Source organism: Allochromatium warmingii (assembly GCF_900107145.1).
Classification (GTDB): Bacteria; Pseudomonadota; Gammaproteobacteria; order Chromatiales; family Chromatiaceae; genus Thermochromatium; species Thermochromatium warmingii.
On the sequence record NZ_FNOW01000013.1, the window covers coordinates 14,134 to 38,238 of the forward strand.

18 protein-coding genes are annotated in these 24,105 nt (G+C 53.2%); 12 read left to right on the plus strand and 6 right to left on the minus strand.

Going from position 1 to position 24,105, the window contains the following annotated elements:
* Nucleotides 1–187: 187 nt before the first annotated feature.
* The 3 genes from BLW10_RS05660 to BLW10_RS05670 all read right to left on the minus strand — a co-directional run bounded on the left by BLW10_RS05660 (nt 188) and on the right by BLW10_RS05670 (nt 3,265).
* On the minus strand, nt 188–523 hold the full coding sequence (locus BLW10_RS05660; RefSeq protein ID WP_091332944.1) for a hypothetical protein: 336 nt from the start codon (nt 521–523) through the stop codon (nt 188–190).
* 166 nt (nt 524–689) lie between these two features.
* Nucleotides 690–2,357 carry a DNA repair protein RecN gene (gene recN / locus BLW10_RS05665; protein WP_091332946.1) on the minus strand — a complete coding sequence of 556 codons (1,668 nt, stop codon included), beginning with the start codon at nt 2,355–2,357 and terminating at the stop codon, nt 690–692.
* Complete coding sequence (locus tag BLW10_RS05670; RefSeq protein WP_091332947.1) at nt 2,351–3,265, minus strand: NAD(+) kinase; 915 nt, start codon at nt 3,263–3,265, stop codon at nt 2,351–2,353. The genes recN and BLW10_RS05670 overlap by 7 nt, the downstream gene beginning before the upstream one ends.
* A 274-nt stretch (nt 3,266–3,539) precedes the next feature.
* Here BLW10_RS05670 and hrcA point away from each other — a divergent pair, with 274 nt between their 5' ends.
* From hrcA to BLW10_RS05695, 5 genes are all read left to right on the plus strand, one after another.
* Complete coding sequence (hrcA, locus tag BLW10_RS05675; protein WP_091332949.1) at nt 3,540–4,616, plus strand: heat-inducible transcriptional repressor HrcA; 1,077 nt, start codon at nt 3,540–3,542, stop codon at nt 4,614–4,616.
* A 136-nt stretch (nt 4,617–4,752) separates the two neighbouring features.
* Entirely contained in the window at nt 4,753–5,382 is a 630-nt protein-coding gene (gene grpE / locus BLW10_RS05680; protein ID WP_091332950.1) for a nucleotide exchange factor GrpE, read from the plus strand.
* A gap of 132 nt (nt 5,383–5,514) precedes the next feature.
* Nucleotides 5,515–7,449, plus strand: a complete 1,935-nt coding sequence (dnaK, locus tag BLW10_RS05685; protein WP_091332952.1) for a molecular chaperone DnaK — start codon at nt 5,515–5,517, stop codon at nt 7,447–7,449.
* Between the two features lie 70 nt (nt 7,450–7,519).
* Nucleotides 7,520–8,653, plus strand: a complete 1,134-nt coding sequence (gene dnaJ, locus BLW10_RS05690) for a molecular chaperone DnaJ (protein WP_091332954.1) — start codon at nt 7,520–7,522, stop codon at nt 8,651–8,653.
* A gap of 137 nt (nt 8,654–8,790) precedes the next feature.
* The gene (locus BLW10_RS05695) at nt 8,791–9,753 is read left to right on the plus strand and encodes a PDC sensor domain-containing protein (RefSeq protein ID WP_091332955.1); all 963 of its coding nucleotides are present in this window, start codon (nt 8,791–8,793) and stop codon (nt 9,751–9,753) included.
* Nucleotides 9,754–9,772: 19 nt separating this feature from the next.
* Here BLW10_RS05695 and BLW10_RS05700 read toward each other — a convergent pair whose 3' ends face one another.
* Entirely contained in the window at nt 9,773–10,444 is a 672-nt protein-coding gene (locus tag BLW10_RS05700) for a protein-L-isoaspartate(D-aspartate) O-methyltransferase (RefSeq protein WP_091333029.1), read from the minus strand.
* Nucleotides 10,444–11,193, minus strand: a complete 750-nt coding sequence (gene surE / locus BLW10_RS05705) for a 5'/3'-nucleotidase SurE (protein WP_091332957.1) — start codon at nt 11,191–11,193, stop codon at nt 10,444–10,446. Before surE ends, BLW10_RS05700 begins: the two co-directional genes overlap by 1 nt.
* Before the next feature lie 170 nt (nt 11,194–11,363).
* Here surE and BLW10_RS05710 point away from each other — a divergent pair, with 170 nt between their 5' ends.
* Entirely contained in the window at nt 11,364–11,927 is a 564-nt protein-coding gene (locus tag BLW10_RS05710; protein ID WP_091332958.1) for a Smr/MutS family protein, read from the plus strand.
* A 41-nt stretch (nt 11,928–11,968) separates the two neighbouring features.
* Nucleotides 11,969–12,847: a prolipoprotein diacylglyceryl transferase gene (lgt, locus tag BLW10_RS05715; protein ID WP_091332962.1), complete on the plus strand. Its 879-nt coding sequence runs from the start codon at nt 11,969–11,971 to the stop codon at nt 12,845–12,847.
* A gap of 93 nt (nt 12,848–12,940) precedes the next feature.
* Here lgt and rpsT read toward each other — a convergent pair whose 3' ends face one another.
* Nucleotides 12,941–13,204 (minus strand): 30S ribosomal protein S20, encoded by a 264-nt coding sequence (gene rpsT, locus BLW10_RS05720; protein WP_091333031.1) that lies wholly within the window; start codon nt 13,202–13,204, stop codon nt 12,941–12,943.
* A 179-nt stretch (nt 13,205–13,383) separates the two neighbouring features.
* Between rpsT and murJ the strand changes: the two genes are divergently transcribed.
* The 5 genes from murJ (at nt 13,384) to BLW10_RS05745 (ending at nt 23,976) form a co-directional block, all read left to right on the plus strand.
* On the plus strand, nt 13,384–14,910 hold the full coding sequence (gene murJ, locus BLW10_RS05725) for a murein biosynthesis integral membrane protein MurJ (protein WP_091332964.1): 1,527 nt from the start codon (nt 13,384–13,386) through the stop codon (nt 14,908–14,910).
* Nucleotides 14,911–14,988: 78 nt separating this feature from the next.
* Entirely contained in the window at nt 14,989–18,393 is a 3,405-nt protein-coding gene (locus BLW10_RS05730) for a helicase-related protein (RefSeq protein ID WP_091332966.1), read from the plus strand.
* Nucleotides 18,394–19,212: 819 nt separating this feature from the next.
* Nucleotides 19,213–21,963, plus strand: a complete 2,751-nt coding sequence (locus BLW10_RS05735) for an Eco57I restriction-modification methylase domain-containing protein (protein ID WP_218139701.1) — start codon at nt 19,213–19,215, stop codon at nt 21,961–21,963.
* Between the two features lie 90 nt (nt 21,964–22,053).
* Nucleotides 22,054–22,617: a Uma2 family endonuclease gene (locus tag BLW10_RS05740; protein ID WP_091332969.1), complete on the plus strand. Its 564-nt coding sequence runs from the start codon at nt 22,054–22,056 to the stop codon at nt 22,615–22,617.
* 84 nt (nt 22,618–22,701) lie between these two features.
* On the plus strand, nt 22,702–23,976 hold the full coding sequence (locus BLW10_RS05745; protein ID WP_091332971.1) for a glutamate-5-semialdehyde dehydrogenase: 1,275 nt from the start codon (nt 22,702–22,704) through the stop codon (nt 23,974–23,976).
* The last annotated feature ends 129 nt before the right edge of the window (nt 23,977–24,105 follow it).

Below are 24,105 nucleotides of genomic sequence, written 5' to 3' on the forward strand. Positions count from 1 at the left end.
CCAAAGCTGGGATTTTTGCAGTGCACAATTTTACTGCAAATCCAGTACGGGGCGGCGATGGCATTTGGCAATGCGAGGGTGGTGTCAGCCTGAGCTGAAAACCACATAATCCAAAACCCCGCACTAACAACTAAGGCCCGCATCAAGCGGGCCTTAGTTGTGATGAAATAACAAGACATTCAGCGCGTTAGCTTGATCTCGCAGCGAGCGCCGAATCTTGCGGCACGACGCTTAACACATTGTTTAAAATGCGCGGAATGCGATTCAAAATATCGGGATGATCGCTTAATACCACCACCCGAGCGCCAATATGTTGCAGCCGCTCATTGAGCATCCACAACAATGCCAGACCGGAATCAAAGACCCGATCCAAGCTGGTGAGATCCATAATGCAGGTTTGCAAATTCGCCGGAATTGTCGCAAAAACGCGGCAGACTTCATCGGCGAGCGTTAAATCTAGGTTGCCATCGAAAGACAAATCCAGCCTGTCTTCGCTTGGGATGAATGCAGTAATTAACGGCATTTCCAATCATCCTCCAGTGATGTGCGCGAAACCAATGCGGTTTTGGCACGAATAGGGGTCGCACGGTGAGCGCCCGGAACGTCCTGACGACCAACCGGCGCGGATTATGGAGCGATTGTGTGACAATTCCAAATCATCCCATGCGCCACAGTCACGTTGTCCGCGCTCAGTGCCGCCAATCGAGCATTTCGCTGGCATGATCGCGGGTGCGGGCGGTGATTTCCGTGCCGCCAAGCATCCGCGCAATCTCATCAACCCGCGCCCGTTCGTCGAGCGGTTCGAGCCGCGTAAACGTCTGGCCGTCGAGCGTCTCTTTGCGCACCCGCAATTGATAATGCGCCTGCGCGGCCACCTGCGGCAGATGCGTGACACAGAGCACTTGGCGCGAACTGCCAAGCTGTCGCAACAGCCGTCCGACAATCTCGGCCACGCCGCCGCCGATGCCAACATCCACTTCGTCAAACACCAGCGTCGGCACGCGCCCACATTCGGCAGTGGCCACCTGAATCGCCAGACTGATGCGCGACAGTTCGCCACCGGAGGCGACCTTTGCCAGCGGCTGCAACGGCTGGCCCGGATTGGCGCTCACCAGCATCTCGACCCGCTCCAAGCCGCTGGCCGTGGCGCGTTCCTCGGGTAGCGGGTCAAGCTGGATGCTAAATTGGCCGCCGTTCATGCCGAGTTGTTGCATCGAGCGCGTGACGGTCTCGGTTAAGTGCGCTGCTGCCTGCTGGCGGGCGCGGCTGAGTTCCGCAGCGGCCGTAAGATAGGTGCGCCACATCCGCTCGCGCTGTTCGCGCAGATCGCCGAGCGTCACGTCGGACTGTTCAAGTGCGGCGAGTTCGGCGCAGCGTTGATCGAGCAAGTCGGGCAGTTCCGTCGGTTTGACGCGATATTTTCGCGCTAAATCATGCAGTTGCCCGACGCGCAATTCGACCTCTTGTAAGGCCGCTGGATCGAGATCCAGCCCATCGAGATAGCGCCGCAATCCGGCCGCCGCTTCACCGGCATGAATAGTTGCGGTTTCCAGCAATTCGCGGCTCTCGCTCAGGGCGGCATCAATCGCGGTCAGTTCCTCGATTTCGCGGGTCGCCCGCCGCAACTGATCGGCAATCGCCGCTTCCCCTTCAGCCAAGCGCACCAGCACGCGCCCGACGGTTTCTTGCAAATGCCCCAGATGACTCAAGCGGCGCTGTTCGTGATCCAGTCCTTCAATCGCCGCGACGCTCAAGCCCAGCGCCGACAGTTCTTCAACCTGAAAGCGCAGTAAATCCAAGCGTGTAGCGCGGTCGGCGCTGGCTGCTTCGAGCGCGGTCAGCCGCTGATCGAGGTCACGAAATGTCCGAAAAGCGGTGGCCACCGCCGTTACCTGTTCGCTGTGTCCGCCGTAAGCATCGAGCAGTTCACGTTGTGAAGCGGGACGTAACAGCGATTGATGCGCATGTTGGCCGTGAATATCGACCAGCCGTTCACCCAGCTCACGCACCTGTGCTGTCGTCACAGCGCGACCATTGATAAACGCCCGCGAGCGCCCCTCGCGTACCAGCAGCCGCCGCACCACGCACGCGCCCTCGTCCTCTAAGCCCTGTTCGAGCAGCCAATCACGCGCATCAGTGGCGGCATTGAGGTCGATTTCGGCCAGAATCTCGGCGCGGTCGCGTCCGGCGCGGATCAAACTGGCATCGGCTTTATCGCCGAGCACCAGCCCAAGCGCGTCAATCAGAATCGACTTGCCCGCGCCGGTCTCGCCGGTCAGCGCCGTCATCCCCGAACGACATTCGAGTTCAAGATGACTGACGATGGCCAGATCGCGCACCTGAAGATAGGTCAGCATGATGGAGTCCGTCTGATGTAATGCCCGCCCCAATGGAGCTTGGCGCGCAAAATCTGATAATGATTGTGCCCTTTGGGATGCAGCAGATGCGCCGTGTGCGGATGGCGGGTGATGCGCACCCGCGCTCCGGGCGGCAGACGCAGATCGGTTTGACCGTCGCAGGTCACTTGCACATGCCCCTGTTCGGGGCCGCGCACCCGCACCTCGATCATGCGACTGCCCGGAACAACCAGCGGGCGATTGCTCAAATCATGCGGACAAATCGGCACCAGCAGCATCGCATCGAGCGCCGGATCGACCAGCGGCCCGCCGCCGGACAGGGCATAGGCGGTCGAGCCGGTCGGCGTCGAGACGATCAAGCCGTCGGAACGCTGGGCGCTGACAAATAACCCGTCGATCCAGATTTCCAGCTCAATCAACCGCGCCGTGCCCCATTTGTGAATGGTCACATCATTGAGCGCCACCTCGGGTTCAAGATCGGCGGCGGTCTCCGCAGCGGCATCGGTCACAATCTGCGCATTGAGCAAAGCGCGGCGGTCTGACTCAAATTCTCCCGCTAAGATGTGATCGAGCGTCGTTTCGAGCTGTTCGGGCGAGACATCGACCAAAAACCCCAGCCGCCCGAGATTGATCCCCAGCAGCGGCACATCAAATGCGGCCATCACCCGCGCCGCGTGCAGCAGCGTGCCATCGCCGCCGACGACCACAATCAGGTCACAACTCGCGCCGAGTTGCTCAAGGGTCAGCGCCTCGCCGATGGGCGCAGCGAGCAGATGGGCGCTTTCGGCATCGAGGCGCACCGTCAGCGCCCGCGTGCGCAGATGCTCGCGCAGTCGCACCAGCGTGCCGCGCACCCGTTGCGGGTCGCCTTGCTTGGCGATCAGGCCGAGAGTCTGGAAACCGGACATGAGGATCAAGAACGTCCTGTGTGAAGAGCAAGAAGGATCGCGCCGACTGACGCCCCGCAGCGATTCTAGCAATGGCGCTAGACCTTTTCGATGCTTGCGCAACATCGGCTGCCGCCAGCGCGTCGCGCCTTGACAGGCGGCCTGCGAATGCCTAAATTGCGTGTTAGCACTCTCTTGAAGTGAGTGCTAAAATAACACGAACAGGGCGCCCCCGCGCCCCATCACCTTCGATTCATCTAACTGCGCACCACGCGGGCAGCCGGTATTAAACACCGTGGTTACTGGGAAACGCCTATCGGCCAGCGACAACCGCCCAACTGCTGAAGGGCAGGTTGGTGAGCGGGCGCAACATTTTCTCAAGGCACTCGTTGAGCGGTATATCCGCGACGGGCAGCCGGTCGGCTCGCGCACGCTGGCCAAAGATACCGGACTGGATCTCAGCCCAGCGACCGTGCGCAATGTCATGGCCGATCTGGAAGATCTGGGCTTGATCGTCGCGCCCCACACCTCAGCCGGACGGGTGCCGACGGCGGCCGGCTATCGGCTCTTTGTCGATGCGCTGTTGACGGTGCGCCCGCCTTCCGAGGATGACATCGCCGCGTTGCGCACCCAGTTTGATGCGCGGCTGGATTCCAAAGCCTTGATTGAAACCGCCTCGAATCTGCTTTCGGGCGTGACGCATTTAGCTGGCGTGGTGATGCTTCCGCGCCATGAGCGCCAAGCCTTTCGCCAGATTGAATTATTGCCGCTCTCCGAATCACGGGTGTTAGCGATTCTAATTACCAGCGAAGGGGCCGTGCATAATCGGATTCTAAACACTGAACGTAGATTTTCCCCAGCACAATTAGAGCAGGCGGCGAATTATCTCAATCAGATGTTCACCGGCCAAGATATTAAAGATGTGCGCACGCGGCTGCTGGAAGATTTACAACGCACCCATGCGCACATGGATCAAATGATGCGACAGGCATTAACGCTGGCGCAGGATGTGATGGCAGACACTGAACGCCGCGATGATTGTTATATTGCCGGTCAGACGAATTTAATGGAATTTGGCGAATTAGCCCGCATGGAGCGGCTGAAATCCTTATTTGATGCGTTCACGCAAAAACACGAAATTTTGCATATTCTCGACCGCTGTATTGCCGCCGATGGAGTACAGATTTTTATTGGCGAAGAATCTGGTTATGCGCTGCTCGATGATTGCAGCCTCGTCACGACCCCTTATCGGGTTGAAGAACGAGTCGTCGGTGTGCTCGGCGTGATTGGCCCAACGCGCATGGATTATCAGCGCGTGATTCCAATTGTCGATGTCACAGCGCGGCTGTTATCGGCGGCATTGCGTCAATAATCAATCCGATTGCGTCATAATTGATCTATCTGATTGACCGGGTTTATTTAACTGAAAGGATGACGCGGCTGATGACCAGTGCGCCGGTGCATCAATAAGCCAGTGCGTCACCTGATTTGCGGAGGTTTAAAATCGCATGAGTACGGAACCCCAGCGTTCGGAGTCGGCAGCTCCCGAAGCGTCCCAGTCAGCCGCCGTATCAGTTGGCGAAGATGACACGCTTACCTTTAGTCATGCCGATCCGAACGCCAGCGCCTCGGAGTCACAGACCGAGGAACGCTCGCTTGAAGAACTGAGCGCGGCTCTGGATGCCGCTCGCGCCGAGATTGAGGACAGCCGCGATCAGGTGTTACGCGCCCGCGCTGAACTGGAAAATCTCAAGCGGCGGCATACGCAAGAGCTTGAAAAAGCACATAAATTCGCACTCGACGGCTTTGTGCGCGAGCTGTTGCAAGTGCGCGACAGTCTGGAACTCGGCTATCAGGCCGCGCAAGAAGCCAGCGCCGATCTCGATAAATTGCGCGAGGGTACGGCACTGACGCTCAAGCTGCTCGGCGATGTGATGGAAAAATTCGGCGTGAGCGTGGTTGATCCGCTCGATCAGCCGTTTAACCCCGAATTTCATCAAGCGATGTCGATGCAGCCGCGTGCCGATGTGCCGCCGAATAGCGTCGTGTTGGTGATTCAAAAAGGCTACACGCTCAATGGACGACTGGTGCGTCCGGCACTGGTGATGGTGTCCGCGCCAGCGGCGGCGGCTGAATAGCTGGATTGCTACAATGCTGAATTGAACGCAATTCACGCTGAAGCGACTTGAAGATTTTGGGGATACGCCCCAACTACAGACATCATTTAGCGCACACTGCGCTTATTTAAACGCTTTCGGAGAGTCACTCAAATGGGAAAAATTATCGGCATCGATCTCGGTACCACCAATTCTTGCGTGGCCGTGATGGAAGGCGACAATGTGAAAGTCATCGAGAATGCGGAAGGGGATCGCACCACGCCCTCGATTATTGCATATAGCGGTGACGGTGAAGTGTTAGTCGGTCAATCGGCTAAACGTCAATCGGTGACAAATCCGCAACATACGCTATTTGCCATCAAGCGCCTGATTGGGCGACGCTTTGAAGATTCAGTCGTCGGCAAAGATAAGGATATGGTGCCGTACAAAATCGTCAAAGCGGATAATGGCGATGCGTGGGTCGAAGTCAACGGCAAAAAAATGGCCCCGCCGGAAATTTCGGCCAAAGTCTTGCAAAAGATGAAAAAGACTGCCGAAGATTATCTCGGTCACGCCGTCACTGAAGCCGTCATCACCGTGCCGGCCTATTTTAATGATTCGCAACGCCAAGCGACGAAAGATGCCGGACGCATTGCCGGTCTGGAAGTCAAGCGGATTATTAACGAGCCGACGGCAGCGGCACTCGCTTACGGCATGGACAAAAAGCGCGGCGATCAAAAAATCGCCGTCTATGACCTCGGTGGCGGCACCTTTGACGTGTCGATTATTGAAATCGCCGAAATTGAAGGCGAGCATCAATTTGAGGTGCTGTCAACCAATGGTGATACCTTCCTCGGCGGCGAAGATTTCGACCTGCGGATTATTGACTTTTTAGTCGAGACCTTTAAGAAAGAGCAAGGTTTCGATCTGCGCAATGATCCGCTGGCGCTGCAACGGCTCAAAGAAGCGGCAGAAAAAGCCAAGATTGAGCTGTCATCGAGTCAGCAGACTGACATCAATCTGCCCTATATCACCGCCGATCAAACTGGGCCGAAGCATCTGAATGTCAAGCTCACCCGCTCGAAGCTCGAATCATTGGTCGAAGATTTAATCGAACGCACAATGGAGCCGTGCCGGATTGCACTGAAAGATGCCGGATTAGCCGCAGGCGAGATTAATGAAGTGATCCTCGTCGGTGGTCAGACGCGGATGCCGAAGGTGCAAGAAAAGGTTGAGCAATTCTTCGGCAAAACCCCGCGCCGCGATGTCAACCCAGATGAAGCGGTGGCGATTGGTGCCGCGATTCAGGGCGGCGTGCTTGGCGGTGAAGTCAAAGATGTATTGCTGCTGGATGTAACACCGCTGTCGCTCGGTATTGAGACGCTCGGCGGGGTGATGACCAAGCTGATTGAGAAAAACACCACAATTCCGACTTCGGCGCAGCAGGTGTTTTCGACCGCTGACGATAATCAAACCGCTGTGACCGTGCATGTATTACAGGGCGAACGTGAACGCGCCGTCGGGAATAAATCACTCGGGCGTTTTGATTTGTCGGATATTCCACCCGCGCCGCGTGGCGTGCCGCAAATTGAGGTGAAATTCGACATCGACGCGAACGGTATTCTCAATGTCTCAGCAAAAGACAAGGCAACCGGCAAGCAGCAGTCGATTGTCATTAAAGCGTCTTCAGGTCTGTCAGAAGCTGAAATTGCGCAGATGGTTAAGGATGCCGAAGCCCATGCTGAAGAAGATCGCCAATTCCATCAATTGATTGCCGCCCGCAATCAAGCCGATACCATGATTCACGCGACGCGCAAATCGTTGGAGCAACTCGGCGAGCAAATGGAAAGCGGCGAAAAAGACGCGATTGAATCGGCAATGAAGGCGCTCGAAGAGGCGATGAAAGGCGAGGATAAAGAGCGCATCGAATCGCTGACCAAACAGCTTGGCGAGGTCTCGGGCAAAATGGCCGAGCGGCTCTATGCTAAATCGGGCGATGCGGGGGCGGCTGGTGCCGGAGCCGAACACGCTGATGCGGGTACGAGCCAACGTGCGCAGGATGACGTGGTCGATGCCGAGTTTGAAGAAGTCAAGGACGACAAACGCTAAGAGGCTAGGCGCGTGTGCTCGGTGGCCGTGATGACGCGGCGCACCGAGCGCATCTGCCGGATATCATTACATGGCAAAACGCGACTATTACGACGTGCTGGGGGTTCAGCGCAACGCCAGTGAAGCCGACATCAAGAAGGCATTTCGGCGGCTGGCGATGAAATATCACCCCGACCGCAATCCGGGCGACAACGAGGCCGAGGCCAAATTCAAAGAAGCCAAGCTGGCCTATGACGTGCTGACCGATGCCAAGAAGCGTTCGGCCTACGATCAATTTGGCCACGCGGGTGTAGACGGCGCGGGGCCAGGATTTGGCGGCTTCAGCGGCGGTGCGCCCGGGGATTTTGCCGACATCTTTGGCGATGTCTTCGGCGATATTTTCGGTGGCCGAGGCGGTACGCGCCGCTCACAGCGCGGGGTCGATCTGCGCTATGACCTCGCGTTGACGCTGGAAGAAGCGGTCGCCGGCAAAGAGGTCAAAATTCGGCTTCCGACCTGGGTGGACTGCCAATTCTGCAACGGCAGCGGCGCTAAACCCGGCACCAAGCCTAAGACCTGTCCGACTTGCGGCGGTCATGGTCAGGTGCGGATGCAGCAGGGCTTTTTTTCCATTCAGCAGACCTGTCCTGAGTGTCGTGGCAGCGGGACGGTGATCGAAGAGCCGTGCCCGCACTGTCGCGGACGCGGGCGGATTCAGGAAGAAAAAACGCTCTCGGTCAAGGTGCCAGCGGGTGTGGACACCGGCGACCGCATTCGATTAGCAGGCGAAGGCGAACGCGGTGAGCAGGGCGGGCCAGCGGGCGATCTCTATGTCCAGATTCAGGTCAAAGAGCACCCGATTTTTACCCGCGAAGATGCCAATCTCTATTGTCAGGTGCCGATTAGTTTTGTCATAGCGGCGCTTGGCGGAGAATTAGAAGTGCCGACGCTCGATGGCAAGGTAATGCTGAAAATTCCGCCCGGCACCCAGACTGGCAAAATGTTCCGCGTGCGCAACAAAGGTGTCAAACCAGTGCGCGGCGGTGTAGTCGGCGATTTGATTTGTCGGGTACTGATTGAAACGCCGGTTGATTTGACTGAACGCCAAAAAGAATTACTGCGCGAATTTGAGGTCAGTGTTCAAGAAGGCGGATCGCGGCATAATCCGCAATCGCATTCGTGGCTTGATGGCGTGAAAAGCTTTTTTGAGAAGATGGGATTATAAATTCAGTCAGGGACGATGATGCAAATTAGACAGGATTAACTGGATATTTCAAGATTAACAGGATTTTTTTCTTGTTCATCCTGAATACTCTTGTTAATCCTGTCTCAATATTTGATCTTCAGTGTTCGGGTGACTGAATGAGTGCAGCACTGCAAACCGCCGTCGCCCGTCAACGTCTGCTATTGCGCGGATGGCTCGCCAGTTTATTAGAACGGCTGGCGCTTCAAGCCCGTGACTGCTGGCCAGACCGCACCGCACTCGAACAGCTCTTGCTCGCTGCCCGTCCGCGTTTACCCTCGTGCAAATATCTCTATATTCTCGACCGCGACGCCCAGCAACTCACCGCCAATATCGCCCCCGATGGTCTGCTGCCGGAACATTTCGGCCGCGACCGTCGCGACCGTCCCTATCTCGCTGAGGCATTAGCTGGTGAACGCTTTTCACTCTCGCCGGTGTATTTGAGCCGCAATGCGCGTCGCCCGTCACTGACGGCTATTCAGCGCATCGAGAATACAGCGGGTGATTGGCTCGGATTTCTCGGCGCGGATTTCGATTTGCGGGAATTACCCTTAACCCGCGAGCTGTATCAACCGTCTGGTGATTGGGTGCAACTTAAAGGCGATCCCGCCATTCGCGGTGGACTCTTTAGTCAAGAGCGCGTTGAGAGTTTAATGGATGCGCGAATGGATGAAGTGCTGGCGCTGCTGGGTGAATTGATGACAGCGCACGGAGTTTTTCACGGTAAGCTGCATTTTTCCAGTTCACGCGCGACCTTATGGACGCTCGATGATCCCTATCGTTATCGCTTGCTTGATTATGAAGACCTCGCCGACCCGGGGATTTGTTTAGCCTATCCGCAACGCGATTATCCGACTGAAGCAGCAATTCCTGAATCACGGGTTGCCGAGGTGTTTCACACTTTCCGCGAATTACGGTTTATGGATGAAACGATTTATCTGCGCTCCGGCTCGCTTAATTTATTTAATGGCATGGTCGGGCTGAATTTTTCGTGCGATGGCTCGCATTACATGCCGTGGCAGGATTTTCTGCGCAAGAGCTTGGGGTTTTGGTTGGGGACGGGGGAAAGTTGCGGGCGTTGATGCGTTCGGCTCGTTCATTTCACGCCACCCCCGCCAGCAACGGCACAAAGCTCGCCGGTTCTAAAATCTCATGGCGAAAGCCGCGCCCACGACGCACCAAGCGCACCAGACTCTGCTGCGGCCCCTCGCCAATCGGCAGCACCATCACGCCCCCCGGAGCCAACTGCTCGGCAAGTGCTCGCGGAATGCCACGCGGCGCGGCGGTAACGAGAATCGCCGAATAGGGCGCATAGTCGCGCCAGCCCTGTGCGCCGTCGTCATGCCGATAACGCACATTGCGTATTTCCAGTGCTTCTAGCCGCTGTTTCGCACATTCGTACAGCTCACTGACGCGCTCGACGGTATACACGCGCCGCACCAGTGCCGCGAGCACAGCGGTCTGAAATCCTGAGCCGGTGCCAATTTCTAGCACGGTATCCGCTGTGCCCAGTTCCAGCAGTGCCTGCGTCATCCGCGCCACAGTGTAGGGTTGCGAGAGCGTCTGGCCATAGCCAATCGGCAGCGCGGAATCTTCATACGCACGACTCGCCAGCGCCTCATCAACAAACAGATGGCGCGGCAGTTCGCGCAACACCCGCAGCACCTCAGGCGACTCAATCCCCGCGTCAATCAGCCGTTGAATCAACCGCTCGCGGGTGCGTCTGGAGGTCATGCCGATCCCGACGGGATCCAGCGTGCGACGGGCAGGCATCAGGCGCATCCGGTCAACCACGCATCCAGCGACGCTAAGGCCGCATGACGGGTGAGATCGACTTGCAGCGGCGTGATCGAAACAAAGCCAGCGCGTACCGCATCAAAATCCGTTCCGGGGCCAGCATCCTGCTCTGGGCCAGCCGGGCCGATCCAATAAATCGTCTGACCACGCGGATCGCGGGCCTCAATGATCGGCTCGGCTTTATGGCGATGACCTAAGCGCGTCGCTTTAAACCCAGCGAGTTCCGAATACGGACGATCCGGGACATTGACGTTGAGGATAATGCTCGGTTCGAGCGGCTGTTCGCGCAGACGCGCCACCAGTTGCACCGCGACCTGAGCGGCGGTGTCCAGATGTTGCGGCGTGTAGGAAACCATTGAAATCGCAATCGAGGGCAGACCCAAAAAGCGCCCTTCAGTGGCCGCTGCGACCGTGCCCGAATAGAGCACATCATCGCCGAGATTGGCACCATGATTGATACCAGATACCACAATATCCGGCTCAATTCCGGGCAATCCGGTCAGCGCCAAATGCACGCAATCGGTCGGCGTGCCATCGACCTGAATAAAGCCGTTCGGCTGATGGCGGATGCGCAGGGGCCGTTTGAGAGTCAGCGAATGGCTGGCACCGCTGTAATCGCGTTCGGGAGCGACGACCTGCACCTCACCGAGGGTGCGCAAGGCATCGGCAAGCACGATCAAGCCCGGAGATTGATAGCCGTCGTCGTTACTGACAAGGATCTTCATGATATTCGTGATCTATCTGTGCGGCCCGTGAATCACCAGCGATGATACTGTATGGCGCACAATCTGCCATTCCCAATTCCCAACCGCGCCCCATATCGTCCGGCGCGGGATGGCAGCTTATACTTGCTGCCGATTCCGCTGCCATGCCATCCACCGATCACCGATCATCGATGAAATCTAAACTTCAGGACAGCGACCGCTCGCTGTTCCGCGAACAGGTTGAGGATGCTGAACCCTTCGTTTTCGAGGGCGCGGAGCCGTTTCGTCAACGTCCGCCACCCTATCCCCGTCCGCGCCCGCTGGAACTGCCCGAACTGGGATCCAATCGCGCTGTGGCTGAATGCGAAGTCGCAACGCATGACTATCTACTATTTGCCCGTCCCGGGATCCAGCAGCGGCTGTTGGCCGATTTACAGCGTGGCGCGGTACCGATTGGCTTAGAAGTCGATTTACACGGTCTTCAGGCCGAACATGCGCGGCAAATTCTCGCGGAATTTCTCGCCGAGTGTGCGCGGCAGCGCGTGCGCTGTGCGCGGATTATTCACGGCAAGGGGATGCGTTCCAGCACCCGCGCTCCGGTGCTCAAAAGCAAGGTCAACTATTGGCTGCGACTCTACGATCAGGTGTTAGCCTTTTGTTCCGCCACCCGCCGCGATGGGGGCACGGGCGCGGTCTATGTGCTGCTGCGCAATCCGAACAAAGCCAGCCGCGCTCAGGCTGTGCGCTACGATTAACCCTTTTTTAACCGCTCACTGTTGCCTAGATTCTCTGCATCATGCTCACTTATCCCGATCTCAATCCGGTTGCGCTCGCGCTTGGCCCGCTCAAAGTTCATTGGTACGGGCTGATGTATTTGCTTGGCTTTGCGTGTGCCTGGTGGCTCGGGCGCTGGCGGGCGCGACGTCCTGAATCCGGCTGGACGGCGGAGATGGTTGATGACCTGATTTTTTATGGCGTCATCGGCGTGATCGTCGGCGGACGACTTGGCTATATGCTGTTTTATGGCTTTGAACAGGTGCTCGCCAATCCGCTCAATCTGCTCAAAGTCTGGGAAGGCGGCATGTCGTTTCACGGCGGCTTGATCGGTGTGTTGACGGCGATTGCGCTCTTTGCACGACGCTATCAGCGGCAGTTTTTCCAAGTGGCCGATTTTCTCGCGCCGCTGGTGCCGACGGGCTTGTTTGCTGGGCGCATTGGGAACTTTATCAATGGCGAACTTTGGGGCCATCGCACCGATGTTGCGTGGGGCTTTCAGCTTCCGTGTGCGCAGTTTCCGACTGAATGCGCCGATCAACCCAGCACGGCGCTGCTCAGTCCGGCGGTTCATGCCTCGCAGTTGTACGAAGCGGCGCTCGAAGGGCTGGCGCTGTTCGCGCTGTTGTGGCTATTTTCCAGCCGTCCACGCCCGATGATGGCGGTCTCCGGGTTGTTTTTGCTCGGCTATGGAATGTTCCGATTTATGATCGAGTTTGTCCGCGAACCGGACGCGCATCTCGGTTATCTGGCGTTTGATTGGGTGACGATGGGGCAGATTTTGTCGCTGCCGATGGTGTTCGCCGGTGGACTGTTGCTGGCGCTGGCCTATTGGCGGCGGCGAGCTGTCAGCGAGCAGCCTCCAGCTTCCGGCGATCAGCAGCCGCCAACTGCCAGCTAATCAGATGCGCGGTTTCGCCACCGCCACCGCACAAAAAAACCGGCTCTAGGCCGGTTTTTTCGTGTCAACACCATCAAGCAGGTGATGGGCAGATTAGGCCATCGCTTTGATGTGCGCGTTCAGGCGGCTTTTGTGGCGAGCGGCCTTGTTCGCGTGAATCAAACCCTTGCGTGCGGCACGGTCGATGCGCGGAACGGCATCTTTGAACGCCTGCACGGCGGCTTCCTTATCTTCGGCGCGAATCGCCTTAATCACTTTCTTAATGAAGGTGCGCAGGGTACTGCGCTGCGCGATATTACGCTGACGACGGTCTTCTGATTGACGGGCGCGTTTACGCGCTTGGGGTGAGTTAGCCAACGGAGAGTCTCCCGAGAATTTCGCTGCGGACGCGGTCAAGTTCAAAACAATAAAACCGCGTGGAAGGTCGGCCTGCAACCGGGCCACACCGAACGCGGTTTGGACGAAATAGTATTTCTGATTGTTTCTGGATTGTCAATTACCATTCAACGCTTTGCCTGCCGAAATGGTCGCACTGCATGGCTTCATTATTGGCTTCGTTTGCTACAGTCGGCGGCGCAACGCTGCTGTCACGGGTGTTGGGTTTTATACGTGATCTGACGCTTGCGCGGGTGTTCGGTGCGGATGCTGCGACCGATGCGTTTTTTGTCGCATTCAAGATCCCGAACTTTGCGCGGCGACTCTTTGCCGAGGGCGCGTTCGCGTTGGCGCTGGTGCCAGTGCTCACGGACTATCGTGCGCGTCACGGTCTGCCCGCGCTTAAATCCTTTGTCGATGATCTGACAGGCACGCTCGCGGCGGCACTACTGGTGCTAACCGGCGTTGGCGTACTGGCCGCGCCGCTGTTGATTCTCGCCTTTGCGCCGGGCTTTGCCGCTGATGCCGAGCAATGGGCATTGGCGACGACGCTGCTACGACTCACGCTGCCATATCTGGTGTTCATCACCCTCACCGCGCTCGCCAGCGCGATTCTGAATACCTACGAACGCTTTGGTGTGCCGGCGCTCACGCCCGCGCTGCTCAATCTGGTACTCATCGGCTGTGCGCTGTGGTGGGCACCGTATCTGGAGACGCCGATTGTGGCGCTGGCTGGCGGCGTACTGATTGCCGGGGTGGTGCAACTGGCGTTTCAGTGGCCATTTTTACGGCGCTTGGGACTATGGCCACGCCCGCGTTTTCGTCCGCGTGATGCGGGCGTGCTTGCGGTCTTGAATCGACTTGGGCCAACCATTCTCGGCGGTGCGGTCGGGCAAATCAGTTTATTACTGGATACGCTGTTAGCGTCAATTTTAGCCGTCGGGAGTATTTCGTGGCTGTATTATTCAGATCGACTGATGGAATTACCGCTTGGATTACTCGGTGCAGCATTAGGAACAACGATTTTACCGCGTTTAGCCCAGTATCAAACTCAGCACGATACAGCGCAATTTTCCGCTACCCTAGATTGGGCATTACGATGCGTAGTCTTGCTGGGATTTCCGGCAGCCGTCGGATTATTCATCTTAGCTGAACCCATTATCGCAACGCTATTTTTATCCGCAGCATTTAGCGCAGCAGATGTAATTCAGGCCGCGCAATCCTTGATGGCCTATGCCATAGGCATTCCGGCATTTTTAGCAGTGAAGGTGTTAGTGCCGGGCTTTCAGGCGCGGCAAGATGTACGCACGCCGCTACGTATGGCGTTTATTGCATTAGGTGTTGGGGTGATTGTGCATCTCGTTTTAATGATGCCATTCGGTCATACTGGGCTGGCGCTGGGAACAACACTCACCATGATTATCAATGCTGGATTATTGTGGCGTGAATTGCGGATCATAGGTGTTTATCAGCCGCGTTCGGGTTGGCGAAGATTTTTAATCCGCACGCTATTAGCAAGTCTGATGATGGGATTGCTTCTATATTGGGGAATCAATCAAGATACCGCTTGGTTAGCTGCCGATACGCTAACGCAACTTGTCAAGTTGAGCGGTTGGATAATCATAGGCTGCGTTGTGTATGTGGCGATTATATGGGGGGCGGGAATGCGATGGGTGGATGTGCGGTGAAGCGCACTAGCCATAGAGTACGTACTACTGCGCTAAAATTTAGCGTAGCGTTTAACTTAACTGAAATTGAGTTCTCTCATGCCAAGAATTTTTGACAATATTAACCAACCGTTATTATCCGCGCTGCAAGAAACACTCAAGTTTTCTGAACGAGCGGATTTTTGCGTTGGTTATTTTAATCTGCGCGGGTGGCGTCATATATCTGAGTCAATCAATCATTGGCCAGGTGGTGAAGGGCACTGTTGCCGCTTATTAGTTGGGATGCATGTTTCGCCAACTGATACGCTCCGCAAATTGCTCAGTTTGCGTGGTGATATGAACGATGATCTTGATAATCAAACGGCATTCCGCGAAAAGCGCCGCATTGCCGAAGAATTTCGCCAGCAACTAACCATTGGCGCACCAACCAATGATGATGAAACGAGTTTACGGCTATTATCTGCACAGATTCGCACCGCTAAACTGGTCGTTAAAGTGTATCTTCGGCATCCGTTGCACGCAAAGCTATATTTACTCTATCGTCAAGATATAAATAATCCAGTAACCGGATTTTTAGGTAGCTCGAATTTAACATTTGCTGGTCTTGTGAAACAAGGCGAATTGAATGTCGATGTGTTAGAGCATGATGCCTGTAATAAGCTAGTGTCTTGGTTTGAGGATCGTTGGCATGATCGTCTGTGTTTAGATATTTCTCAAGAATTAGCTGAGATTATTGATACAAGCTGGGCGGGTGAGCGATTGATTCCGCCCTATCATGTCTATCTTAAAATGGCTTATCATCTTGCGCAGGATGCGCGTACCGGATTATCTGAATTTCGGATTCCGGCTATTTTTGGGGAAATGCTGTTTGATTTTCAAATTGCGGCAGTTAAGATCGCAGCACATCATCTTCATAAACGCCGAGGCGTACTGCTGGGTGATGTGGTCGGTTTGGGTAAGTCAATCATTGCGACAGCCTTAGCAAAGGTGTTTGAAGATGATTATTACACCGAGACGCTGATTATTTGTCCGAAAAATTTAGTGTCGATGTGGGAAGATTATGTGCATCGTTATCGACTTCATGCCAAAGTATTATCACTCTCAAAAGTATTAAGTGAACTGCCGGAAAAAACGCGGCGGTATCGTTTGGTTTTAATTGATGAATCGCATAATTTACGCAATAAAGCGGGTAAGCGATGGAAAGTAATTCATGATTATATTGAGCGGAATGACAGTTTAACGGTATTGCTGTCAGCGACGCCCTATAATAAAAGCTATCGTGATTTAGCAGCACAACTTGCGCTGTTTTTGAAAGAAGACACACATTTAGGTATTCGCCCAGAGAAGCTATTAAGCAGTCTTGGGGGTGAATCGCAATTCTCAGCCCAGCATCAATGTGCTATTCACTCATTGGCGGCTTTTGAAAAAAGTGAGTTTGCCGATGACTGGCGTGATTTGATGCGGCTCTATATGGTGCGGCGCACCCGCAGTTTTATTTTGCAGCATTATGCGCATGAGGATGAACGTGGGCGCTATTTGCTGTTTCCTGATGGTCGTCGCTCTTATTTTCCGCAGCGCGTTCCGAAAAATTTGACATTTCAGATTGATGATAATGATCCAAATGATCCCTATGCACGGTTTTACAGTGATACGGTTGTGAATACAATCAACGCACTACGCTTACCGCGTTATGGATTAGCTAATTATCTCTTAGAGAAACAAAAAAAATCATTGCCGCAACAGCACGCTCATATTATTAAAGATTTATCACGAGCTGGAACGCGCTTGATGGGATTTTGTCGCGTGAATCTATTTAAGCGGTTGGAAAGTGCTGGCCCAGCATTTTTGCTATCCATTGAGCGCCATATTTTACGCAATTTTATTGTGTTATATGCCATTGAAGAGGGGCTAGAGATTCCGCTTGGTGCGCAGGGCGCGGAATTACTGGATTCTTTATATACTGATGAAGACGCTGAAGCGATTGTAAGAGATAAAAACGATGATGCAGATGATGCAATTGTTGATGATCTCGCAACGCTGAACGCTTTAAGTGCTGAAGCTGATTATCGAGCGCGAGCCGCTAAAGCTTATGCGCTCTATAGCGGTAGCTTAAAAAAGCGGTTTAAATGGTTGCCGAGTTCATTGTTTGAAAAAAAATTAGCTAAACATTTGCTGAACGATGCGAGAGCGTTATTAGCGGTATTGCATCATTGTGGTGTTTGGCAGCCTGAAAACGATACTAAATTAAATGCGCTGGTTGAGTTAGTCACACAACATCACCCGCATGATAAAGTATTGATTTTCACGCAGTTTGCAGATACAGCACGCTATTTGAAAACGCAGTTAATAGCGCGTGGTATTGAGCAGGTCGCGGAAGCGACTGGGCAAAGTATTGATCCAACCGCGTTAGCGTGGCGTTTTGCGCCGGTAGCGAATGCCAAGCAGCAAACAGTGACGGCGGCAGATGAATTGCGGGTGTTAATTGCGACTGATGTATTATCTGAAGGGCAGAATTTGCAAGATGCGCATATTGTGGTGAATTATGATTTGCCCTGGGCGATTATTCGTTTGATTCAGCGGGCGGGGCGTGTAGATCGTATTGGTCAGCAGTCGGATACGATTAGCTGTTATTCATTTATGCCAGCAGATGGCGTCGAGCGATTGATTCAATTACGGGCGCGGGTGCAACAGCGATTGACTGAAAATTCTGAGGTTGTGGGATCGGATGAGCGTTTTTTTGATGATGAGCAAGACAGTGCGCGGATGCGTGATTTATATACAGAGAAAAATGGCATTCTTGATGATGAAGAAGATATGGAAGTTGATTTATCGTCGTATGCGTATCAGATTTGGAAGAATGCCACAGATGCTGATCCGAGTTTGACAGCGCGAATTGAGGCAATGCCGAATGTTGTTTATGCAACGAAAGCGCATGAACAAACGCCGCTTGCGCCAAGTGGAGTGTTGGTGTATATGCGCACGACGCAAGATAATGATACGTTAGCGTGGATTGATGAAAAGGGTCAGTCGGTGACGCAATCGCAGTTGACAATTTTGAAAGCAGCCGCTTGCACAGCAGATACGCCGCCTGTGCCGCGCATTGAATTGCATCATCAATTAACGCAAGATGGGTTAAAGCATATTGTCAAGGAAGAGCGGATTTCAAATGGTCAATTAGGTCGGCCTTCGGGGGTGCGATTTAAATTGTATGAGCGGTTGAAGCGTTTAAGATTGGCATTTGGTGAAAAACGGGATTTATTGATGACTGATGACTATATGCGTCGTTTCGACCGAACGCTAGAAGAGATTTATAATCATCCATTGCATGTGTCGGCGCGTGAAACTGTGGGGCGACAGCTTAAATTAGGTATCGACGATCATCAGTTGCTTGATTTAGCATTTGCGTTGCGTGAAGATGGGCGCTTATGTGTGATTGAGGAGCACGATCAAGAACGCGAAGTGCAGTTGATTTGTTCGCTTGGGCTTGCTAAAAGCACAAGCTAATTCATATTAGCGCGTGAAATAGCAAACAAACCGATCAAGCCGGTTATGATTCCGCGCTGATGGCGCTAATTGTTGATGGAGTGTTAAATGATGGCTACATTGAAAACTGAGAATTTGCGCAATCATATTCAAAACTTTGATTTCAAGTCATTGTTTATTGAAGAACTCGGTTGGTCGCGGGTGTCGGGTGAGTCATCGCTGACGATTACAGCGCATCAGACAGAGTGGGTTATTACGTGCATTGCTGAATTGTCGGGAGTGGTGGTGTTTTTGGTGGATGGGTTGCCGGATCGTGATGGGCGTTTAGCGATTTATAAAGAATTGTCTAACATTGCGCATGAGAATTTAGTGATTTTTGTCGATCAGGTGACTGCGCCAACGCAAAGTTTGTGGTTATGGGTGAAGCGGGAGGGGAAAAAAGTATTTCCGCGTGAGCATTTATATGTTCAGGGTCAGCCGGGCGATTTATTTATGTCTAAGATTTCTGCGATTATCGTAGACATCAATGAATTTGATGAATCGGGGCAATTTCCGTTGGCGCAGCTTGTGGAGCGGATGCAGGCGGCATTAGATGTTGAGCGGGTGACGAAAAAGTTTTTTAAGGATTATGATGCGCAGCGATTGGATTTTATTGAATTGATTGATGGCATTCTCGATGTAGCGGATCGGCGTTGGTATGCGTCGGTGTTGATGAATCGGTTGATGTTTATATGGTTTTTGCAGCGTAAGCACTTTTTAGGGCATGGGGATCGTGATTATTTAGTGACTAAATTAGCTGAAAGTCAGCAGCGCGGTAAAGATCGCTTTTATGCTGAGTTTTTGCAGGCGTTGTTTTTTGAGGGATTTGCTAAAACGCCGGATCAGCGTAGCGCGGCGGCTCAGGCGTTGATTGGTGAGATTCGGTTTTTGAATGGCGGTTTATTTTTGCCGCATCGGTTAGAGGAGCAGTATCAACATGCTATTTTTATTCCAGATGTCGCATTTGAAAATTTGTTTCAGTTGTTTGCGCGGTATTCGTGGAATCTGAATGATACGGTGGGCGCACAGGATGATGAAATCAATCCTGATGTGTTGGGATATATTTTTGAGAAGTATATCAATCAAAAAACTTTTGGTGCGTATTATACGCGACCTGAAATTACCGAGTATTTGTGCGAGCAGACGATTCATCGGTTGATTGTGGCGCGTATCAATACCATCAATGCCGATTATTTGCCACACTTGCCGGGCCGCGTGTTTAGTCGTTATACGGATATTTTGATGAAGCTGGATGCCAATTTGTGTGATCAATTATTAAATAAGGTTTTGCCAAATTTGAAGTTGCTTGATCCGGCGTGTGGGTCAGGGGCATTTTTGGTGGCGGCATTGAAAACGCTCATCAATATTTATTCTGCGGTGATTGGGCGCATTCCGTTTCTCAAAAATAAGCAGTTGAGTGCGCAAGTTGCAGAATGGGAGCGTCAACATAAAAGTATCATGTATTTTATTAAGCGGCGGATTATTACGGATAATTTGTTTGGTGTGGATATTATGGCGGAGGCAACGGAGATTGCGAAGTTGCGGTTGTTTTTGGCGTTGGTAGCGTCGGCGAATACAGTCGATGAATTGGAGCCATTGCCGAATATTGATTTTAACATTTTAGCGGGTAATTCGTTGATTGGATTACTGCGGGTTGATGCTGAACAATTTGATGCAAATCAGAAAGAGGGTGAGCAATTTGAGTTGTTCCGCAAAAAAACTTATGCGGAGGTGGTAAACGAGAAGAATCGACTGGTTGATACGTATCGGCATACGAGTAGTTATATTGGTGATTTTGATTTATCTGATTTAAAGCAGGCGATTGAAAAACAGAAAAAAGAAGCGCAAACAACGCTAAATGAATTGCTGTTGGCGGATTGGTCGAAAGCGGGGATTAAGTTTGAGGAGGCGCTTTCAGAGAAGGCGACGAAAAAAAAGCCTTCAGAGAAGGGGGCGAAAAAAGATAAGAAATCTGCAAATTCAAAAAAACGGATCTTGCAACTGGCGGATATTGAGGCGTTGCAGCCGTTTCATTGGGGATTTGAGTTTGATGATGTTTTGAATCAGCGCGGCGGGTTTGATGCGATTATTACGAATCCACCCTGGGAGATTTTTAAGCCGAATGCAAAGGAGTTTTTTTTAGAGCATTCGGATGCGGTCAGTAAAAATAAGATGACGATTAAGGAATTTGAAAAGGAGCAAGCGCAGTTATTAAAAGATGCGTCGTTGCGGTCGGCGTGGTTGGCGTATTTGAGCGGTTTTGCGCATGTGTCGAGTTGGTTTCGGGTTGCGCCACAGTTTAAGCATCAGTCGGCGATAGTGAATGGGAAGAAAACCGGCAGCGATGTGAATTTATATAAGCTGTTTGTTGAACAATGTGTCAATTTACTGCGTGAGGGCGGGGAGTGCGGGATTGTGATTCCGTCGGGTATTTATACGGATTTGGGCGCAAAGGGATTGCGGGATTTGTTGTTTAATGAAAATACCGTTACTGGGTTATTTTGTTTTGAGAATCGTAATGAAATTTTTGAGGGTGTTCATCGGAGCTTTAAGTTTGTCGTGTTGACTTTTGCTAAAGGTGGATCAACGGAAAAGTTTCCAGCGGCGTTTATGCGCCATGATGTTGCCGATTTGAGAGGGTTTCCGAGTGAAATCGGCTTACCGCTGTCGGTGGATTTGATCCGCCGACTTTCTCCAGATTCGCATTCGGTGATGGAGTTCAAAACCGCTTTAGATATTCAAATTGCTGAAAAGCTGCTGAAGTTTCCGCTGTTAGGTGAGAGTATTGAAGGAACATGGAATTTGCGTTTAACAAATGAATTTCACATGACAAATGACAGTTATTTATTCCAAACTAAACCGGGGCGGGGGCGGTTGCCGTTGTATGAGGGGAAGATGATTTGGCAGTTTCAAGCTGATTATTGTGAGCCGCGTTATTGGGTTGATGAAAAAAGCGGTCGCGACGCTATATTAGGTCGTCAGGAAGATTATGGACAAATAATGGATTATCAAAATTATCGTTTAGGATTTCGAGCTGTTGCATCTAATACAAATGAACGTTCTTTAATTGTTTCTTTGTTGCCAAGTAAAGTTTTTTCTGGAAACTCAATTATTACTTCTGTTGAAGAAAATAACTTGAGCGTCTTAATTTTTCTTGCTGGAGCCATGAATAGCTTTGTTATTGATAACGCTATTCGGCAAAAAGTTTCGCAAAATTTGAATATGTTTTTTATCTATCAGATTCCAATTCCACGCTTAACAGATAAAGATGCCGGATTTAATCCGATTGTCAGCCGCGCTGCGCGTTTAATCTGCACCACACCCGAATTTGATGATTTAGCGCAAGCCGTCGGCTTAACCCAGCATGGCGTTCTGGAAGCCGAGGAACGCGCTACACTCCGTGCGGAATTAGATGGATTGATTGCCCATTTATATGGACTGACTGAAAATGAATTTGCGCATGTGCTGACGACATTTCCGCTCGTCGATGCGTCGATTAAAGACGCTGCACTCCAAGCGTGGCGCGATGTTGAACAAGGATTGATTGTGTAGCAAAGCAAAGTAAGGTACGCAGTGCGTACCCTACAAATCTATAAAGCTACATATCTGCAAATCTAACAGTGTATTCGAGGTCAAACTCCCATGTCACAAGCCGCACTCAAATTTGCTACGTATGATGATTTGCTTGATTTACCCAATGATTTAATTGGCGAAATCATCAATGGCACGTTGTATACCCAACCACGTCCGGCTGCGAAACACACACGCGCTTATTCCGTCTTGGGTTATTTAATTGGCGGCCCATTTGATGGGGGATTATCCGGCCCCGGCGGTTGGTGGATTCTTGATGAACCGGAATTGCATCTTGGCGCACAGATTTTAGTGCCTGATTTAGCCGGATGGCGACGTGAGCGTCTGCCCGCAATCCCAGATACTGCGTGGTTTGAATTGGTGCCTGATTGGGTGTGTGAGATTTTATCCCCTTCGACGACGGCGAAAGATCGCGCAATTAAAATGCCGATTTATGCGCGTGAAGGGGTTGAATATGTATGGTTAGTTGATCCGCAGGTGCGAACATTAGAAGTGTATCAGTTGCAGAATGATGGCCATTGGTTGTTATTAGCGACGCTTCAGGATGATGCGCCTGTCAGTCAACCGCCATTTGATGCGATCACTTTTCCACTGAATGCCTTGTGGACGGATTAAGCAGCAAAGTAAGGTAAGCAATGCGTACCCTACGCGCATATCCTGTATGCAAATTCCACCGCCCCATTGAGACCCAATTTGACCATGACTGACGCCACCATCACCGATATTCCCGCTTACATGACCGACCTCGGGCACCGCGCCCGCGCCGCGTCACGCCAGCTCGCTCGCGCCAGCACCGCAGCGAAAAATCACGCGCTCTTAGCGATTGCCGCGCAGCTTGAGCAAGAACGCGCCGCGCTGACCGCCGCCAATCAACAGGATCTCGCCGCCGGTGCCGCCAAAGGACTAGATGCGGCGCTGCTCGACCGGCTCGAACTGACCGCCAGCCGCATCGACGCCATGATTGAAGGTGTGCGCCAAGTCGCCACCCTGCCCGATCCAGTCGGCGCGATCACCGATCTCAATTATCGGCCCAGCGGCATTCAGGTCGGGCGGATGCGCGTGCCGCTCGGCGTGGTCGGGATCATTTATGAATCACGCCCCAATGTCACCGCCGATGCTGCCGCGCTCTGTCTCAAATCAGGTAATGCCACCGTCTTGCGCGGGGGTTCCGAGGCGTTCGCGTCCAATCAAGCTATCGCCCGCTGCATTCAAGCTGGATTAGTCGCCGCCGGTCTGCCCGAAGACGGCGTGCAAGTCGTTGCCACCACTGACCGCGCCGCTGTCGGGGCAATGGTCGCCATGCCCGAGGCGATTGATGTCATCATTCCACGCGGCGGAAAAAGCCTGATTGAGCGCATCAGCCGCGAGGCGCGGGTGCCAGTGATTAAACATCTCGATGGCATCTGTCATGTGTATATCGACGCCCATGCCGATCTTGATAAAGCCTATGCGATTGCGATCAATGCCAAAACTCAGCGTTATGGCACCTGCAACACAATGGAAACGCTATTAGTGGATGCGCCGGTCGCCGCCGCGATCCTGCCGCGCTTGGCGGCTGCCTATCGTGATAAAGGCGTCGAACTGCGCGGCTGCCCGCAGACCTGCGCACTGATCGCCGAGGCTGTGCCCGCGACTGACGCCGACTGGGATAGCGAATATCTCGCCCCCATCTTGTCGATTCGCGTCGTCGCTGGGCTGGAGGCCGCGATGGAGCACATCGCCCGTCATGGCTCGGCGCACACCGATGCGATTGTCACCGAGGACTATGCGCGGGCACGGCGGTTTTTGCGCGAAGTCGATTCGAGTTCAGTGATGGTCAATGCTTCGACGCGCTTCGCCGATGGCTTTGAATACGGCTTGGGCGCGGAAATCGGCATCAGCACTGACAAATTCCATGCGCGTGGCCCGGTCGGGCTAGAGGGGCTGACCTCGGTAAAATTCGTCGTGCTCGGGGATGGTGAGGTGCGCGGCTGAGGCCGATGCGGGCGCGGATTGAGAATTGTCAATCTGGCGTCCGCGCATGTAGGATTAAGCCCAGAACCGAACAGCTTGTCAGCGTGAGTGCTGGCTGTCTGCCAGCGGCCCGCGCAGATTCTGTGTACC